General features: G+C 62.4%; 14 protein-coding genes and 3 tRNA genes. All 17 read right to left on the bottom strand.

All coding sequences use genetic code 11. The features are described from left to right. Positions 1 to 35 precede the first annotated feature (35 nt). A tRNA-Asp gene (locus HBO24_RS10980) sits at positions 36 to 112 on the bottom strand. 105 nt (positions 113 to 217) lie between these two features. After that, positions 218 to 294, bottom strand: a tRNA-Asp gene (locus HBO24_RS10975). A 55-nt stretch (positions 295 to 349) separates the two neighbouring features. Next, positions 350 to 425, bottom strand: a tRNA-Val gene (locus tag HBO24_RS10970). A gap of 107 nt (positions 426 to 532) precedes the next feature. After that, positions 533 to 1297, bottom strand: coding sequence for an SDR family oxidoreductase (locus tag HBO24_RS10965; RefSeq protein WP_170059763.1), 765 nt, complete (start codon positions 1295 to 1297; stop codon positions 533 to 535). A gap of 11 nt (positions 1298 to 1308) precedes the next feature. Beyond that, entirely contained in the window at positions 1309 to 2520 is a 1212-nt protein-coding gene (locus HBO24_RS10960; RefSeq protein WP_057438615.1) for an O-succinylhomoserine sulfhydrylase, read from the bottom strand. A gap of 67 nt (positions 2521 to 2587) precedes the next feature. Beyond that, the gene (gene purF, locus HBO24_RS10955) at positions 2588 to 4093 is read right to left on the bottom strand and encodes an amidophosphoribosyltransferase (protein WP_057438614.1); all 1506 of its coding nucleotides are present in this window, start codon (positions 4091 to 4093) and stop codon (positions 2588 to 2590) included. 41 nt (positions 4094 to 4134) lie between these two features. Then, positions 4135 to 4692, bottom strand: coding sequence for a CvpA family protein (locus HBO24_RS10950; protein ID WP_057438613.1), 558 nt, complete (start codon positions 4690 to 4692; stop codon positions 4135 to 4137). A 249-nt stretch (positions 4693 to 4941) separates the two neighbouring features. Further along, the gene (locus tag HBO24_RS10945; RefSeq protein WP_057438612.1) at positions 4942 to 5607 is read right to left on the bottom strand and encodes an SPOR domain-containing protein; all 666 of its coding nucleotides are present in this window, start codon (positions 5605 to 5607) and stop codon (positions 4942 to 4944) included. Beyond that, positions 5591 to 6898, bottom strand: coding sequence for a bifunctional tetrahydrofolate synthase/dihydrofolate synthase (folC, locus tag HBO24_RS10940; RefSeq protein WP_115128632.1), 1308 nt, complete (start codon positions 6896 to 6898; stop codon positions 5591 to 5593). Before folC ends, HBO24_RS10945 begins: the two co-directional genes overlap by 17 nt. Next, the gene (gene accD / locus HBO24_RS10935; protein ID WP_038442050.1) at positions 6895 to 7815 is read right to left on the bottom strand and encodes an acetyl-CoA carboxylase, carboxyltransferase subunit beta; all 921 of its coding nucleotides are present in this window, start codon (positions 7813 to 7815) and stop codon (positions 6895 to 6897) included. Before accD ends, folC begins: the two co-directional genes overlap by 4 nt. Before the next feature lie 244 nt (positions 7816 to 8059). Further along, positions 8060 to 8692 carry a phosphoribosylanthranilate isomerase gene (locus HBO24_RS10930; protein WP_057438610.1) on the bottom strand — a complete coding sequence of 211 codons (633 nt, stop codon included), beginning with the start codon at positions 8690 to 8692 and terminating at the stop codon, positions 8060 to 8062. A 64-nt stretch (positions 8693 to 8756) separates the two neighbouring features. Further along, entirely contained in the window at positions 8757 to 9581 is an 825-nt protein-coding gene (gene truA / locus HBO24_RS10925) for a tRNA pseudouridine(38-40) synthase TruA (RefSeq protein WP_057438609.1), read from the bottom strand. 238 nt (positions 9582 to 9819) lie between these two features. After that, the gene (locus HBO24_RS10920) at positions 9820 to 12390 is read right to left on the bottom strand and encodes a FimV family protein (RefSeq protein ID WP_170059685.1); all 2571 of its coding nucleotides are present in this window, start codon (positions 12388 to 12390) and stop codon (positions 9820 to 9822) included. Positions 12391 to 12552: 162 nt separating this feature from the next. Continuing rightward, the gene (locus tag HBO24_RS10915) at positions 12553 to 13563 is read right to left on the bottom strand and encodes an aspartate-semialdehyde dehydrogenase (protein ID WP_057960178.1); all 1011 of its coding nucleotides are present in this window, start codon (positions 13561 to 13563) and stop codon (positions 12553 to 12555) included. Between the two features lie 239 nt (positions 13564 to 13802). Then, positions 13803 to 14915, bottom strand: coding sequence for an aspartate-semialdehyde dehydrogenase (gene asd, locus HBO24_RS10910; protein ID WP_057444111.1), 1113 nt, complete (start codon positions 14913 to 14915; stop codon positions 13803 to 13805). A 64-nt stretch (positions 14916 to 14979) separates the two neighbouring features. After that, positions 14980 to 16062 (bottom strand): 3-isopropylmalate dehydrogenase, encoded by a 1083-nt coding sequence (leuB, locus tag HBO24_RS10905; protein ID WP_115128635.1) that lies wholly within the window; start codon positions 16060 to 16062, stop codon positions 14980 to 14982. A gap of 53 nt (positions 16063 to 16115) precedes the next feature. Then, positions 16116 to 16880, bottom strand: coding sequence for a class I SAM-dependent methyltransferase (locus tag HBO24_RS10900; RefSeq protein WP_057960179.1), 765 nt, complete (start codon positions 16878 to 16880; stop codon positions 16116 to 16118). Between the last annotated feature and the right edge of the window lie 104 nt (positions 16881 to 16984).

Raw genomic sequence — 16984 nt, 5'->3', positions numbered from 1 at the left:
GCTCTCAGGGTGTTCAGTGGACCCTGGAACAGATATGGCGCAGCGGACGGGACTCGAACCCGCGACCCCCGGCGTGACAGGCCGGTATTCTAACCGACTGAACTACCGCTGCGTATCGCTCAGACTGCTGAAGTGTCACCTTCAACCGCCTTCAAACATCTGACTGAGCAGCCTTGGCTGTTCAATCTCAAATCCGAAACATCGGACCTGGAAAATATGGCGCAGCGGACGGGACTCGAACCCGCGACCCCCGGCGTGACAGGCCGGTATTCTAACCGACTGAACTACCGCTGCGCGTCGGTGCAACCTTTAACGTTGCGTCTTGCCCGAAGGCAAAACTCTCAAGAAGTGGTGGGTGATGACGGGATCGAACCGCCGACCCTCTGCTTGTAAGGCAGATGCTCTCCCAGCTGAGCTAATCACCCTTTGCTTCGTTGAGGCCGCGAAATTTACGCAGATGGCGGACCTAAGTCAAGAGCCTGCTTGAAGTTTTTCTGAAAAAGACAAAATAACGTCAAGCGCAGGACCCGCCCTACTCGCTGTAAATCATCTTCTTGCTCATCCCACCGTCCACCACGAACTCTTGCCCAGTGACGAACCCGGCGCTGCGCGACAGCAGCCACGCCACCATGGCTGCCACGTCCTCAACCGTGCCTACCCGGCCCGCAGGATGCTGCGCATGATCGGCGTCACTCAACGGCTCTGCACGGCGCGCCGCGGGATCACGGGCGTCGATCCAGCCCGGGCTGACAGCGTTGACCCGCACCTCCGGCCCCAGGCTGATAGCCAGCGCGTGAGTCAGGGCCAACAGGCCGCCCTTGCTCGCCGCGTAAGCCTCGGTATCCGCTTCCGACTGCCGCGCCCGGGTCGAGGCGAGGTTGACGATCGAACCACCATGGGCACGCAGATAGGGCGCACAGTGCTTGGCCAGCAGCATCGGCCCACTGAGGTTCACCGCCAGCACCCGATTCCAGTAAGCCAGGTCCAGGCTATCCAATGTGATATTGCGCGGATCGGCCACAGCGGCATTACACACCAGGACATCCAGGCGCCCGAACTGACCCAGCACTTCAGCCACCCCAAGGGCCACCTGCTGCTCATCGGCCACGTCCATGGTGATAAACCAGGCGTTATCGCCCAGCACCCTGGACACCTTGGCGCCCCGCTCGCGGTCCAGATCAGCCAACACCACCTGCCAGCCTTCGCTGACCAGCCAGGCCGCGATCCCCAGGCCGATACCGCGTGCCGCACCCGTCACCAACGCGACCCGGCCATTACTGACGCCAGCCGCCTCCAGGGACCACTCGATCACAAGGCAGCCAGCCCGCGAGCCAGGTCGGCCTGCAAGTCAGTCACGTCTTCCAGGCCAACGGCAACGCGGATCAGGCTGTCGCGGATACCCGCGGCTTCACGCTCCTGCGGTGCCAGGCGACCATGGGAAGTGGTGCTTGGATGGGTAATGGTGGTTTTGCTATCACCCAGGTTGGCGGTGATGGAGATCAGGCGTGTCGCATCGATAAAGCGCCACGCGCCCTCTTTGCCGCCCTTGACCTCGAAACTGACCACGGCCCCGAAGCCACGCTGCTGACGCTGAGCCAGCTCGTGTTGCGGGTGGCTCTTCAAGCCGGCGTAGTGGACTTTCTCGATGCCGTCCTGCTGCTCCAGCCACTCGGCCAGGGCCTGGGCATTGGCGCAATGGGCCTTCATCCGCAGGCTGAGGGTTTCCAGGCCCTTGAGGAAAATCCACGCATTGAACGGGCTCAGGGTCGGGCCAGCGGTGCGCAAGAAGCCCACCACTTCCTTCATCTGCTCGCCGCGGCCGGCCACCACGCCGCCCATGCAACGACCCTGGCCGTCGATGAACTTGGTGGCCGAATGCACCACGATATCTGCGCCGAGCTTCAGTGGCTGCTGCAGGGCTGGCGTACAGAAGCAGTTATCCACTACCAGCATCGCGCCCTTGGCATGCGCCACTTCGGCGAGAGCGGCGATGTCCACCAGCTCTGCCAGCGGGTTGGACGGCGACTCGACAAACAACAATTTGGTATTGGCCTTGATGGCCGCATTCCAGCCAGAAAGGTCCGCCAGCGGCACGTAGTCGACTTCAATGCCAAAGCGCTTGAAGTACTTTTCGAACAGGCTGATGGTCGAACCAAACACGCTGCGCGACACCAATACGTGATCACCGGCGCTGCACAGGCTCATCACCACGGCGAGGATCGCCGCCATGCCGGTAGCTGTGGCGACCGCCTGCTCTGCCCCTTCCAGCGCCGCGATGCGCTCTTCGAAGGCGCGCACCGTCGGGTTGGTATAGCGGGAGTAAACGTTACCCGGCACTTCGCCAGCAAAGCGCGCCGCCGCGTCCGCCGCGGTGCGGAACACGTAGCTGGAGGTGAAGAACATCGGGTCACCGTGTTCACCTTCCGGCGTGCGGTGCTGGCCGGCGCGCACAGCCAGGGTATCGAAAGCCACACCATCGAGGTCGCTGTCCAACCGACCGGCATCCCATTCCTGACTCATGCTGCCACTCCTTCACTCAAATTCTTTATTTAACATACAAAACCGGCCCCTCAGGGCCGGTAGTTACTCAGTTGTTGTACAGATCGATGATCGCACTGACCGCCTGGGTCTTGATCTTCGATGAGTCGTTACGCGCCTGCTCAATCTTGTTCAGGTACGCCTCGTCGACATCACCTGTCACGTACTTGCCATCGAAGACCGCGCAATCGAACTGCTCGATCTTGATCTTGCCGCCGCCAACCGCTTCGATCAGGTCAGGAAGGTCCTGGTAAATCAGCCAATCGGCACCGATCAGGTCGGCTACATCCTGGGTCGAACGATTGTGCGCAATCAGTTCGTGGGCGCTCGGCATGTCGATACCGTACACGTTCGGGTACCGCACGGCAGGCGCGGCAGAACAGAAGTACACGTTCTTCGCCCCGGCTTCTCGGGCCATCTGGATGATCTGCTTGCACGTGGTGCCACGCACAATGGAGTCATCCACCAGCATCACGTTCTTGCCGCGGAATTCCAGCTCGATGGCATTGAGCTTCTGGCGTACCGACTTCTTGCGAGCCGCCTGGCCCGGCATGATGAAGGTGCGGCCGATGTAGCGGTTCTTGACGAAACCTTCGCGGAACTTGACGCCCAGGCGGGTAGCCAGCTCCAGCGCGGCGGTGCGGCTGGTGTCCGGGATCGGGATCACCACGTCGATGTCATGCTCAGGGCGTTCGCGCAGGATCTTCTCGGCGAGCTTCTCACCCATGCGCAGACGCGCCTTGTACACCGAAACACCATCAATGATCGAGTCCGGACGCGCCAGGTAGACGTGTTCGAAGATGCATGGGGTGAGTTTCGGGTTGATCGCGCACTGACGGGTATGCAGCTTGCCGTCTTCGGTGATGTACACCGCTTCGCCTGGCGCCAGGTCGCGCACCAGGGTAAAGCCCAGTACATCCAGGGATACGCTTTCGGAGGCGATCATGTACTCGACGCCTTCGTCGGTGTGACGCTGGCCGAACACGATAGGACGAATGCCGTGCGGGTCGCGGAAACCGACAATACCGTAGCCGGTGATCATTGCCACGACCGCGTAGCCGCCTACGCAGCGGTTATGCACATCAGTCACGGCAGCGAACACATCTTCTTCGGTCGGCTGCAACTTGCCGCGCTGGGCCAGTTCGTGGGCGAACACGTTGAGCAGCACTTCCGAGTCGGAGTTGGTGTTGACATGGCGCAGGTCAGATTCGTAAATCTCCTTGGCCAGTTGCTCAACGTTGGTCAGGTTGCCGTTGTGCGCCAAGGTAATGCCGTACGGCGAGTTGACGTAAAACGGTTGAGCTTCGGCCGAAGTCGAGCTACCGGCAGTCGGATAACGCACATGGCCAATGCCCATATGCCCGACCAGGCGCTGCATGTGACGCTGATGGAACACGTCACGTACCAGGCCATTGTCCTTGCGCAGGAATAACCGGCCGTCATGGCTGGTCACAATACCGGCAGCGTCCTGGCCGCGGTGCTGGAGGACGGTTAGCGCGTCATACAGCGCCTGATTGACGTTCGACTTACCGACGATACCGACGATGCCACACATGCGACGCAACCCCTACTTAATGAATCTTGACTGAACACTACTTACTGCGGCGCGTTGCCGGGCAAGAGATGTTCCTTGAACGGAAGATCAGCGGGTACGCTGATACCGCTGGCCAGCCACTGACTGCTCCACCCCAATATGAGGTTCTTGGACCAATCTGCAACCAATAGAAATTTTGGCACGAGACTCGACTCCTGCCACCATGCATCCTGCTGTACCGGACCCAGGCTCAACAGCCCGACCGCAACGACCACCAGCAACGCGCCACGCGCGGCACCGAAGGCCATGCCGAGAAATCGATCGGTCCCGGAGAGGCCGGTGACACGTATCAATTCGCCGATAAGATAATTGACCATTGCTCCCACCAGCAGCGTGGCGATGAACATGATGGCGCAGCCCGCGATGACGCGAGCCGAAGGTGTTTCGATATAACCGGCCAGATAAACGGCCAGGGATCCGCCGAACATCCAGGCGACGACTCCTGCAACGATCCAGGTCAGCAGCGACAATGCTTCTTTGACGAAGCCGCGGCTTAGACTGATCAATGCGGAGATGGCGATGATGGCTACGATCGCCCAATCAACCCAGGTAAATGGCACAGTGCAGCCTACAGACGGATAAGGCGGCGCATTTTAGCAGAGCGCTGGGCTATCGGTAAGCGGTGTTTGGCAGTCCATTGCAAATCAATGGGTTGTGGCAAGCCATGGCCATCTCAAGTCAGGCAAAAACCAATGTGGGAGCGGGCTTGCCCGCGATAGCGGCGTGCCAGTCAACTAAACTATCGACTGGTCCACCGTCATCGCGGGCAAGCCCGCTCCCACACAAGCCTGCATACACATTTGGATGTTTCAGCCGCGCTCTGGCTGGAAGCGCACCACAAAGCCCTTCAGGTTCTGCTGGCGACCCAGCAAGTCCCGCAGGCGGTCAGCCTCGGCACGCTCGATCAGCGGACCGACAAATACCCGATTCTTGCCATTGGCAGTTCGGATATACGCGTTATAACCCTGGCTGCGCAGGGTTTTCTGCAAGGCTTCGGCGCTTTCGCGATTGGACAGGCTGGCGAGTTGCACCGACCAACTGATCGGCAGGCCATTCGGATCAATACGGCTTTGCCCCACATCAGGCTTGCCCGGGGCTGCGGGCTGCGGTGCGACCGGTTTCGGCGCAGGAGCAGGTGCAGCCGGCTTGGCGGCAACCACAGGCGCAGGAGCAGGAGCAGGTTTTACCACCGGCACACTCGGTTGGATCGGCGCCGAAGGTGCTTGCTGTTCGGCAATTTCCGCATCGGTCGGCACCGGTTCTTCCTCGGGCAGCGCCTGCGGCTCAGGCACCACTACCGGCTCGACCTGGACCTGCGGCATCACCGGCGCCTGGGGCGCCGCCGGTGCTTCGACCGTAACCTGGCGCTGCTCGTCCTGGCGAGAAAACAGCATCGGCAGGAAAATCACCGCTAATGCCACCAGCACCAGGGCTCCGACCATTCGCTGCTTGTATGCGCTATCCAGTAATGCCATGTGCAGCTTCCTCCGTGGAGCGCCGGGCCAACCACTCAAGCGCCTCGGCAACACAATAAAATGATCCGAACAACAGAATCTCGTCCTCGGCCGTTGCCACCGCGCATTGAGCCTCCAATGCAGCGGTTACGCTTGCATGGGACGTCACCGTCGCGCCAAGGTTCTGCAACACCGCCTGCACATCATCCGCCGTACGGGTGCGCGGCGTATCCAGCGGGGCGACGGCCCAGGACTGCACACTGCCCAGCAAAGGCGCGACCACACCGTCCAGATCCTTGTCCGCCAGCAGGCCGAACACCGCCAGACGCCGACCCGCCGGCGCCTGGAGCGACAAACGACGCGCCAGGTACTGCGCAGCATGGGGGTTATGCCCGACATCCAGCAACAGGTTCAAGCGCTTGCCTTGCCACTCGAACGAGCGACGATCCAGGCGCCCGACCACCTGCGTACGCTGCAAGGTATCGGCAATCTGCCCGGCATTCCACGGCAGATCCAGCAACAGGTAGGCCTGCAGGGCGAGCGCGGCGTTTTCCATGGGCAGGTTCAGCAGCGGCAGGTCGTGCAGCTCGACACCCTGGCCCCGCGCATCGACACCGTGCCACGACCAGCGATCGCCTGCCACTTCCAGGCCGAAGTCCCGGCCCCGCAGGAAAAACGGGCAATCCAGCTCGCGCACCTTATCCAGCAAGGTATGGGGCGGGTCCACATCACCGCACAGCGCCGGCTTGCCCTGGCGGAAGATCCCGGCCTTTTCATAGGCCACGGATTCGCGGGTATCGCCCAGGTAGTCAGCATGATCCACACCAATGCTGGTCACCAACGCGAGGTCGGCATCCACCACATTGACGGTATCCAGACGACCGCCCAGACCGACTTCCAGCACCACCACATCCAGTTGCTCACGCTCGAACAGCCAGAACGCGGCCAGGGTGCCCATCTCGAAATAGGTCAGGGAGGTTTCGCCACGTCCGGCATCCAGCGCCGCAAAGGCTTCGCATAACTGCTCGTCAGTGGCTTCGACGCCATTGAGCTGCACACGCTCGTTGTAACGCAGCAAGTGCGGCGAGCTGTAGACGCCCACCTTCAGGCCCTGGGCCTGCAGCAACGCGGCGACGAAAGCGCAGGTAGAACCCTTGCCGTTGGTGCCAGTGACCGTGATCACCCGCGGCGCCGGCCGCCCCAACCCAAGGCGGGCCGCTACCTGTTGCGAGCGCTCCAGCCCCATGTCGATGGCTGACGGATGCAACTGCTCGAGGTAGGCGAGCCATTCGCCCAGGGTTCGTTGGGTCATAGGTTTGCAGGCACCGGCGGCACTACGATGGGCTCGACCTTAGGCGCGACGTACACCGGGGTCGGCAAACCCATCATCTGTGCCAGCAGGTTGCCCAGGCGCGGACGCAGTTCGGAACGGGCAATGATCATGTCGATGGCGCCGTGCTCCAGCAGGAACTCGCTGCGCTGGAAGCCTTCCGGCAGTTTTTCACGTACGGTCTGCTCGATCACGCGTGGGCCGGCAAAGCCGATCAGCGCCTTGGGCTCGCCGACAATCACGTCGCCCAGCATCGCCAGGCTGGCGGAAACGCCGCCGTAGACCGGGTCGGTCAGGACCGAGATGAACGGGATGCCTTCTTCACGCAGACGCGCCAGTACCGCAGAGGTCTTGGCCATTTGCATCAGCGAGATCAGCGCTTCCTGCATCCGCGCACCACCGGAGGCGGCGAAGCAGATCATCGGGCAACGGTTTTCCAGGGCGTAGTTGGCGGCGCGTACAAAACGCTCACCGACAATGGCGCCCATCGAGCCACCCATGAAGGAGAACTCAAACGCCGACACCACCACTGGCATACCCAGCAGCTTGCCGCTGACGGAGATCAGCGCGTCTTTCTCGCCCGTCTGCTTTTGCGCAGCGGTCAGGCGGTCCTTGTACTTCTTGCCGTCGCGGAACTTGAGGCGGTCCACCGGCTCCAGGTCAGCGCCCAGCTCGGCACGGCCATCGGCGTCGAGGAAAATGTCGATACGGGCGCGGGCGCCGATACGCATGTGGTGATTGCACTTGGGGCAAACGTCCAGGGTCTTTTCCAGCTCCGGGCGGTACAACACCGCGTCGCAGGAGGGGCACTTGTGCCACAGACCTTCAGGGACCGAGCTTTTCTTCACCTCGGAACGCATGATCGAGGGGATCAGTTTGTCTACTAACCAGTTGCTCATGCTTTCTTTCTCCAGTACCGGTGGCTTGAACACAGCCCCGCGTATGCCCTTGAGCTAAATTCATTGATGTGGCGATAACAACTGCAGGACGGGGTCAGACGTTCGACCAGCCATTTCCTGCACCTGCCCTCAGCCTTCCAGACAACCCGCCAGTGCGTGGTTGCCACTTCATTGGCGCCGCCCGAGGGCAACGCCGGCCTGTTTTACACAGTGGTAGTTACTGACGGCGGCAGACTGCCAGCCGTCACATCGCGCCACTGCTGCTGCGCACTGCCTGCATGAATGCGTGAATCTTGCCAGAGTCCTTGATGCCCTTGGCCTGCTCCACCCCGCCACTGACGTCGACGGCATACGGGCGAACCTGAGCAATGGCCTGCGCCACATTGTCAGCGCACAAGCCACCCGCCAGGATGATCGGCTTGCTCAAGCCCTGGGGGATCAGCGACCAATCGAAGGCCTCGCCGGTACCGCCAGGAATGCCCTCGACATAGGCATCGAGCAAAATCCCGCTGGCCCCGGCGTAGGCGGCACAACTGGCGGCGATATCGTCCCCGGCCTTGACCCGCAGCGCCTTGATATACGGGCGATGGTAGCCGGCGCACTCCTCCGGGGTTTCGTCGCCATGGAACTGCAACAGGTCCAGGGGCACCGCATCCAGGGTTTCATTGAGCTCGCAGGCGCTGGCGTTGACGAACAGCCCCACAGTGGTCACGAACGGCGGCAAGCCGGCAATGATCGCCCGGGCCTGCTGCACCGTTACCGCCCGCGGGCTCTTGGCATAAAACACAAAGCCAATGGCGTCAGCCCCCGCCTCGACTGCCGCCAGCGCGTCTTCCATGCGGGTAATCCCGCAAATCTTGCTGCGAACGCCTGACATATCGTCGGAACCTCAGGGGGCTGTCCAGGAAAGTCCCGGATGGTAACAAATGCTTTTCCGGGCGTCAGCCGCCAAGTTCAGTGAAACCGGTGAGGAAGTGTGGCCCGATGAAACGCTGCGGCAGCTCGAACTCGTCGCGGTACTCCACCTCCACCAGGTACAGGCCGAACGGGTGCGCCGTGACCCCGCCGGTACGCCGCACCCGACTCTCCAGCACCTCCCTGGCCCACTCCACCGGGCGCTCGCCGGTGCCGATGGTCATCAGCACCCCGGCGATATTGCGCACCATATGGTGCAGGAACGCCCCGGCGCGGATATCCAGGACAATCATCTTGCCGTGACGGGTCACCCGCAGGTGGTGGACTTCCTTGATCGGCGACTTGGCCTGGCACTGGCCGGCGCGAAAAGCGCTGAAATCGTGGATCCCCACCAGATGCTGGGCCGCTTCAGCCATGCGCTCGGCGTCCAGCGGACGGTGGTTCCAGGTGATTTCTTCGTTCAAGTGCGCCGGACGGATCTGATCGTTGTAGATCACATAGCGGTAACGCCGGGCAATCGCCTTGAACCGCGCATGGAAGTGCGCCGGCATAACCTTGGCCCAACTGACGCTGACATCGTGGGGCAGATTGATATTGGCGCCCATGACCCACGCCTTCATCGAGCGCTCGGCCTGGGTGTCAAAATGCACCACTTGCCCGCAGGCATGTACGCCCGCGTCGGTGCGCCCGGCGCACATCAATGAAACCGGCGAGTCGGCGACCTTCGACAGGGCCTTCTCCAGGGTTTCCTGCACGGTCGGCACGCCAGAGGCCTGGCGCTGCCAGCCGCGATAGCGCGAGCCTTTGTATTCCACGCCCAGGGCGATTCTGAAAAAGCCGGCGGCCGCCATTTCGGCGGCCGCGTTATCTATATTTGCCAAGAGCTGAGAGCCTGATAGTTGCGCAAAGGCGGCCATTATAAAGTGCCAGGCCTGGGCCTGGGGCATTTTGTGGGCGCTGGGTTGCCTGCGATAGCCGCGCCTCGTTTTTACTGAGGGACCGAGTCGCCTCTATCGCGGGCAAGCCCGACTCCCCCATTTAAATGCAAAACGGCGACCCGAAGGCCGCCGCTGCGTTAATTGCCGGTAATCACACCAGGCGGCTGAGCATTTCCTTGGCTTCGCTACGCTGGCCGTCGTCACCCTCAGTGAGGACTTCGGCCAGGATGTCACGCGCACCGCCCTCATCGCCCATGTCGATGTAGGCCTGGGCCAGGTCGAGCTTGGTGGCAACTTCGTCGGTACCCGACAGGAAGTCGAATTCCGGCTCATCGTCGCCCTTTGCCGCATCTTCAGCGGTGAAGCTCGGTTCGATCGACGGGCTTTCCAGGCTCTGCGACAGACGTTCCAGCTCGGCGTTGACGTCGTCAAGCTCCGAGGCGAATGCGTCCGGCTTGCTCGATGATGCAGGCTCGTCGGCCAGGGACAGGTCGAAGTCTTCCGGCAGGTCAAAGTCATCCAGCGCAGCTGGCGTCAGGGTGGGCGGCTCGACCGGCGGCAGGTCCTTCATCTCTTCTTCCAGGCCCGAGAGGAAGTCATCGTCGGACTGGGAGGCTGGCGCATCCAGCTGCAAGTCGAGGTCAAAGTCGGACAGATCGTCCGGGCTGGCCTTGGCCTCGGTTTGCTGCTGCAGCACCGACTCAAAGCTCAGGTCATCGACCTCGGGCTCCGGCGCGACCACTGCCGGCGACGCGGCTTCCAGGTCATCCAGGCTCAGGTCGAAATCATTGTCGAAAGCATCGGTTTCAGGCGCGGGAGCAGGCGCCGGCTCTTCCTGGAGCAGATCCTTGACGTACTGCGCATCAAGCGCGGCGGCGGCGACCGCAGCACTGACGCCCGCCGCGAGCACGGCCATGGCCGGGTAGCGATTTTTCAACAGCTCGACCTGGGCGTGGTTCTCGCCATTGGCGACCAACTGGCGCTCCTGGGTCACGAAACCGTCCTTGTCGCCCTGCTGGCCGTAGACTTCCAGGAGCTTGAGGCGCAGGTCACTGCGCGCGGGCTCCAGCTTGATCGCCTCTTCCAGCACGGCCGCCGCCTGGTTCAAGTGACCACGGTCCAGATGGGACTGGGCCTGGGCCAGGGCATCGGAGGAACCGGGTTCGATGATCAGTTTGCTTGGCGGCGCCATGCTGGTCGCCAGGGCAGGCACTGGCACCGGCGCCACGGCAACCGGAGCTGGAGCTGGAGCTGGAGCTGGAGCTGGAGCTGGAGCCAGCTTGACGCTTGCCGCCGGGACTTCAAGGCCCTCGAAACTGTCCAGAGACAGGTCCTGCTCAATATTCGAGGAAAATTCCGGCTCTTCGGCCAGCGCCCGCGCCATGCGCAGGTGTTTTTCCTCTTCCAGGCGCGCATTGCGATGGCGCGCCCATAGCAGCAGGAGCAACAACACCAGGAGGCCGGCGGCACCACCGATCACCCCGAGGACGATAGGGTTGGTCAGCAGGTCATTGAACTTGCCTTCGGTGCTGGCCACTGGCGCAGGCTCAGCCGGGGTTTCCACTGGCGCGACCACCGGCGCTTCGGCAGCCGGAGCAGGGGCAGCAGGCGCGGTCGGCGCCGCAGCCAGTTCGGCAGGGATTACAGCCGGCTGCGCCGGGGCGCCGCCTTCAGCCTGCAACTTGGCCAGTTGGTTGTTTTTCAACTCAATCAGCCGCTGCAGCTTGTCCAACTGACTTTGCAGGTCAGTCATGCGGCTTTTCAGTTCTTCATTTTCGCGGCGGGTCGAATCCAGGCTTTCCTGGGTCACCGCCAGCTTGTTGTTCAAAGCCTTGCTATCACCCGCCGCGCCCTTGACGCCCGCCTTGGCGGCTTCGGCCGAGACCAGGCTCAGGTTGTCCTTCGCTGCCGTCTGCGACGGCGCTGCGCCGGCCTGGGTACGTTTGGTCGCATCCAGTTGCTGGCGCCCCGCTGCCTGATTGTTAGCGCCACGACGCCCCTGGCGCCAGGCCGCATTCTGCGCGGTCACTTCGGCGATCGCCTCGGGCTGCGGCAGACTGGTGCTTTGTACCGGGTCCGGCATGCGCAATACCTGGCCGGTCTTCATGCGGTTGATGTTGCCGTCGACAAAGGCTCCCGGGTTCAATGCCTGGATCGCCAGCATGGTCTGTTGGATCGAGCCGCCATTGCGATTTTTTGCGGCGATTTCCCACAGGGTGTCGCGAGAAGTCGTGGTGTATTCCGCCGCCTTGGTCACACTGGCAGCAGCAGGCGGGGCAAGACGGGGTGCCGGGGCGCTGGCCTCAGGGGCTTTTTGCTCGAACTTGGCCGGGTCCAGCAAGACGCTGTAGTCACGCATCAACCGACCATTCGGCCATTGCACCTGCAACAGGAAGCGTACATAGGAATCGGGCAATGGCTTGCTCGAGGTGACACGAACCACGCTGCGACCGCTGGGGTTGAGCACCGGGGTAAAGGTCAGCTCATCGAGGAACGCCTGGCGATCGACCCCCGCATCCACAAAGGCCTGGGAAGACGCGAGGCTGGGCACGATATCGGAGGCTGTCAGCCCGCCCACGTCGAGCAGCTCGATCTCCACCGACAGAGGCTGGTTCAACTTCGACTTGAGGGTCATCTCCCCAAGTTGCAGCGCTTGCGCCATACCGGAGGACAGCGCCGAGGCGGCCGCTATTGCTAACACCAGTTTGCGAACTTGAACCATAGCCTCATCCTTTGTTTGAACACTCCTCGGCCGGCGAGAAGGTTGGGTACCGCTGCCATTCGGCATGGCGAGCCGATAGTTCACCGACGCGCAACTTTTCCTGCATGGGGCCAAGCATAGCGCTTGGCTAGAATCAATCTACAAATTGCCGCCAAGTATCTTTTACACAAGGTGTTTTATCAACAACTGTGCCAGTTGCACGGCGTTAAGCGCCGCGCCTTTGCGTACGTTATCTGACGTCAGCCACAAGTTTAGTTCCGCCGGGTCGTCGATGCCGGCACGCACCCGCCCCACGTAGACCACGTCCTGACCGACCGCATCCCCAACGGCTGTAGGGTAATCGCCCTCTTCCACCAGTTCGATGCCCGGCGCCGCTTCCAACGCGCGATTCACTGCGCCCAGGTCCACAGCGCCCGCCAGTTGCAGGGACACGCTCAGGCTATCGCCAAAAAACACCGGAGCTTGAACGCAGGTCGCGGAAATTTTCAGTAACGGTAGTTCAAGCAGGGCGCGCAGTTCGTGGACCAGGCGCTTTTCCAGGGCAGTGTGGCCCTGCGCATCCGGCGTGCCGACCTGAGCCAACAGGTTGAAAGCCATCTGCCGGTCAAAGAATTTGGGTTCCAGGGGCCGTACATTCAGCAGCTCGGCGGTTTGCCGGGCCAGTTCGCTGACGGCTTCACGGCCCTGGGCGGACACCGCCAGGTTAGCGGTGACGCTGACGCGCTGGATATCCAACAGACCCCGCAGCGGAGCGAGGACCACTGCCAGATGGGTGGCACAAGGGCTTGGGCTACCGAGCTGGAATGGTTTTTTCAAACCGTCCAGCATCTGGGCATTGGCTTCCGGCACCACCTGGGGCGCCTGTTCGGCCGGCAAGGCGCCGGACAGGTCGATCAACGAGCAACCCGCCGCAGTGGCGCGGGGGGCGAAACTCAAGGTGACCGCCGGGCCTGCGGCGAAGAAAGCCAGTTGCACCTTGCTGAAATCAAATTCATCGACTTCCCGCACCCGCACATTTTTGCCGCGAAACGGCACCGACGCGCCGGCCGACTCGCTACTGGCCAGCAGGTGCAAGGTGCCTACCGGGAAGTCCAGCTCTTCGAGGATCTGCACCAGGGTTTCGCCAACCGTACCGGTGGCGCCGATCACGGCGATATCAAAGGTCTGGGTCATGGAGGCTGCCTCGGGCATTGCGGGGGGAGCGGCACTTTACCGGGTGGTGGGGAGTGAGGCAATTGGCCTGGGGTTTGTGGTGTGGCGCAGGCCGTCATCGCGGGCAAGCCCGCTCCCACATTTCGATCTGTGAACACATTCAAGTGTGGGAGCGGGCTTGCCCGCGATGACGGCCTCAGGCGCAACAAAAAACCCGCGCCTGTCACCAGAACGCGGGTTTCTTCAACACCACAAAACGATCAACGCTCCAGCAGGATCCGCAACATCCGGCGCAGCGGCTCGGCCGCGCCCCACAGCAGCTGGTCACCTACAGTGAAGGCGCCCAGGTACTGGGTGCCCATGTTCAGCTTGCGCAGACGGCCCACCGGTACATTCAGGGTGCCGGTGACCTTGGTCGGGCTCAGCTCCTGCATGCTGATTTCGCGGCTGTTCGGCACCAGCTTGACCCATGGGTTGTGCTGGCTGATCAGCCCTTCGATGTCGGCGATCGGCACGTCTTTGTTGAGCTTGATGGTCAGCGCCTGGCTATGGCAGCGCATGGCGCCGATCCGCACACAGATACCGTCCACCGGGATCGGGTTCTTGAAGCGCCCGAGGATCTTGTTGGTCTCGGCCTGGGCCTTCCACTCTTCGCGGCTCTGGCCGTTCGGCAGTTCCTTGTCGATCCACGGGATCAGGCTGCCGGCCAAGGGCACGCCGAAGTTCTCGGTCGGGTAGGCGTCGCTGCGCATGGCCTCGGCCACACGGCGGTCGATATCGAGGATCGCGCTGGCCGGGTCGGCCAGTTGATCGGCGACGGCCGCGTGGGTCGCGCCCATCTGCTTGATCAGCTCACGCATGTTCTGCGCGCCGGCACCGGAGGCCGCCTGATAGGTCATGGCGCTCATCCACTCCACCAGCCCGGCTTCGAACAGGCCACCCAGGCCCATCAGCATCAGGCTGACGGTGCAGTTGCCGCCGACATAGTTCTTGGTGCCGGCGTCGAGCTGCTGGTCGATGACCTTGCGGTTGACCGGGTCGAGGATGATCACCGCGTCGTCCTGCATACGCAGGCTGGACGCGGCGTCGATCCAGTAGCCCTGCCAGCCGGCTTCGCGCAGCTTGGGGAAGACTTCACTGGTGTAGTCGCCACCCTGGCAGGTCAGAATGACGTCGAGGGTCTTCAGCTCTTCAATGTTGTAGGCGTCCTTGAGCGGGGCGATATCCTTGCCCACGGACGGCCCTTGGCCACCGACATTCGAAGTGGTGAAAAACACCGGCTCAATAAGATCGAAATCCTGCTCTTCCAGCATCCGCTGCATGAGCACGGAACCGACCATACCGCGCCAACCGATCAGACCTACACGTTTCATCGCAACTACACCTTGTTAAAAAGTGGGCCGCCTTGCAGCAACAACTGCAAGCGGGCCAGAGAGATTACAGATTCCGCAGCGCGGCGACTACTGCGTCGCCCATTTCCTGCGTCCCGACCTTGGTGCAACCCTGTGACCAGATGTCGCCGGTACGCAGGCCCTGGTCCAGCACCAGGCTCACCGCCTGCTCGATGGCATCCGCCGCTGCGCTCAGGTTGAAGCTGTAGCGCAACATCATCGACACCGACAAAATGGTCGCCAACGGGTTGGCAATGCCCTGGCCCGCGATGTCCGGCGCCGAACCGTGGCACGGCTCGTACATGCCCTTGTTGTTGGTGTCCAGGGACGCCGACGGCAGCATGCCGATGGAACCGGTGAGCATCGAAGCCTGGTCGGACAGGATGTCGCCAAACAGGTTGTCGGTGACGATCACGTCGAACTGCTTGGGCGCACGCACCAGTTGCATGGCGGCGTTATCCACATACATGTGGCTCAGCTCGACGTCCGGGTAATCCTTGGCCACTTCTTCGACGATTTCGCGCCACAGTTGGCTGGACGCCAGGACGTTGGCCTTGTCCACCGAGCAGACCTTCTTGCCACGCACACGGGCCATGTCGAAACCGACACGGGCGATGCGGCGGATTTCGCTCTCGCTGTACGGCAGGGTGTCGTAGGCCTGGCGCTCGCCATTCTCCAGCTCACGCACGCCCCGTGGCGAGCCGAAGTAGATGCCACCGGTCAGCTCACGCACGATCAGGATATCCAGGCCTGCCACCACTTCCGGCTTGAGGCTCGACGCGTCGGCCAGTTGCGGATAGAGGATCGCCGGGCGCAGGTTACCGAACAGGCCCAGTTGCGCACGGATCTTCAGCAGGCCGCGTTCTGGGCGGATGTCGCGTTCGATCTTGTCCCATTTCGGCCCGCCCACGGCGCCGAGTAGCACGGCGTCGGCAGCTCGGGCGCGGTCGAGGGTTTCATCGGCCAGGGGCACGCCGTGCTTGTCGATGGCGGCGCCGCCGATCACGTCGTGGCTCAATTCAAAGCCCAGGCTGTACTTGCTGTTGGCCAATTCCAGGACCTTGACCGCTTCGGCCATGATTTCCGGGCCAATACCGTCGCCAGGGAGAATCAGAATCTGCTTGTTCATGAGTTCCTCATTTCATCAAGCGACCCGCCCGTGGGCAGGTCGGGAAAAATTAATCAGCGCTCAGCGAACACCACCAGCACGTCGGTGCTGAAGGTGCCGTCGGCTTGAATTTCATAGTAATCGCGCACTTCCTGGCCCATCGCCTGCTGCAACGCCAGGATTGCTGCGCGCAACACGGGCGGGGTGCGCATGCGTTCGACCCACGAGGTGTATTCCAGGCGCAGGCGCTGGCGACTGCTGTTGCGCACATGCAGGCCGGCTTCGTTGAGCTGGCGCATCCACTCGCCGGCGCAATAATCGCGCACATGGCTGGTGTCGCGCAGCACTTCGACGGTTTGCAGGTAAGTGTCCAACAGCGGGCTGCCCGGTGACAAGACATCGACAAACGCCGCCACGCCGCCCGGCTTGAGCACCCGGCGCACTTCGCGCAGGGCCAGGCCGAGGTCGCTCCAGTGATGGGCCGAGTAGCGGCTGAACACGAAGTCGAACTCGCCATCGGCGAATGGCAGGCGCTCGGCGGCGCCGTGCAGGGTGCGGATGTTGTCCAGGCCGCGCTCCACGGCCGCCGCGGCGACCACGTCGAGCATCTGCTGGGACAGGTCGTAGGCCACCACTTCCTTGACCAGCGGTGCTACATGGAAACTCACGTGACCGGCGCCACAGCCCAGGTCCAGCAGGCGTGCCGCGCCCTGCCCGGCCAGTTCGGCCTGCAGCAGTGCGAACTCGGTGCCCTGGGCGTGCACGGCACTGCTCAGGTAGGCCGAGGCCTGTTCGCCGAATTGCTTTTGCACGACTTGGGTGTGGGCGGTGCTGGTCATGGTGATGTTCCTGGCTTTTGTGGTGTTCATACAGGCCCTTTCGCGAGCAAGCCCGCTCCCACATTTGAGCGCATTTCAACTGAAGGAACTCGGTCGAATGTGAG

It is taken from the genome of Pseudomonas sp. WS 5410 (assembly GCF_012985645.1).
Classification (GTDB): domain Bacteria; phylum Pseudomonadota; class Gammaproteobacteria; order Pseudomonadales; family Pseudomonadaceae; genus Aquipseudomonas; species Aquipseudomonas shahriarae.
This window is presented reverse-complemented; position numbering and strand designations above follow the sequence as displayed.